Source organism: Enterobacter sp. WCHEn045836 (assembly GCF_003965585.1).
Taxonomy (GTDB): Bacteria; Pseudomonadota; Gammaproteobacteria; order Enterobacterales; family Enterobacteriaceae; genus Enterobacter; species Enterobacter dissolvens.
This window is the reverse complement of the sequence record NZ_RXPT01000044.1, coordinates 1-1147: the sequence shown is the minus strand read 5'-3', so window position 1 is coordinate 1147 and position 1147 is coordinate 1. Positions and strand designations below refer to the sequence as shown.

At 66.3% G+C, this 1147-nt stretch carries 1 protein-coding gene; it reads right to left on the bottom strand.

The features are described from left to right. On the bottom strand, positions 1 to 1147 hold a 1147-nt coding region (locus EKN38_RS25630; RefSeq protein ID WP_260480595.1), incomplete at both ends, for an Ig-like domain-containing protein.

Here is a 1147-nt window from a genome sequence, read left to right as displayed (position 1 = left end):
AACCGGGCCCTGGTACGCACCGACGTTGTCGGTGACCAGCAGGTCAGAGGCCGCGTCCGGGGCTTTTGTATCCACCACGATACCGAAGCCGCCGGTCGGTTCACTGGTGCGGCCCACGCCGTCGGTGACGGTGGCGGTGAAGTTATGGCTGCCGTCTGCCAGCGCCGTATCCGGCGTGAAGCTCCAGCTGCCGTTGCTGCCCACGGTGGTGGTGCCAATCAGACGACCGTTGTCGTAGATACTGATGGTGCCGCCCGCCACGCCGCTGCTGCCGCTCAGGGTCGGGGTGGTGTCGTTGGTGACGTCACCCTTCTGCAGGTAGTCCGCATGCGGGGCCACGTCGTCATAGACGGTGTCCAGCGTCGGTGCCTGCGGCGGTACGGTGGCCACGTTGATGATGTACTCACCGGACGGACCGGAGACGTTGCCCACGCCGTCGGTCTCTTTCGCCGTCAGGGTGTACTTCCCGTCCGGCAGCGGCGTGGTCGGCTCCAGGGACCAGGTGCCGTCGGCCTGCACTTTCGCGGTGCCAATGACCTTGTCGCCGTTGTAGACGGTGATGGTGTTGCCCGGCTCTGCGCCCGTACCCTTGATCAGCGGACGGTTGTCGTCGGTTTCCCCGCCGGAGGCAATCACGCCTGCGGTTTTCACGTCGTCATAGACTTCGGTGATCGCCAGCTTGCTCGCGTCCGGGGCGGTGTAGTCCAGAGTCAGGACGAAGTCGTCCGAATCCGCACTGGTGTTACCCGCCCTGTCGGTCGCCGTCACATGGAAGCGGTGCTCGCCTTCCGGCAGTTTCGCCACCGGCGAGAAGCTCCAGGTGCCGTCGGCTTTCGCCGTCACTTCGCCCAGCAGGCCGTTCTGATCGTAGATCTTCACGGTACTGCCCGCTTCCGCCTTGCCGCTCAGGGTCGGGGTCGGATCGTCGGTGCTGCCGCCGTTCGCCAGGTTACCCTGCACGCTGCCCACGTCGTCCAGCGCCGCGTCGATGGTCGGTTTCACCGGTGCATCGGTGTCGATGGTCACGGTCCAGCTGCTGCTGCTTGACTCGTTGCCCATCGGGTCCTTCGCCGTGGCGGTGAAGGTGTGGTCGCCGCGGCCCAGGTCCACGCTCGGCGTGAAGCTCCAGGTGCCGTCAGACCCCGCG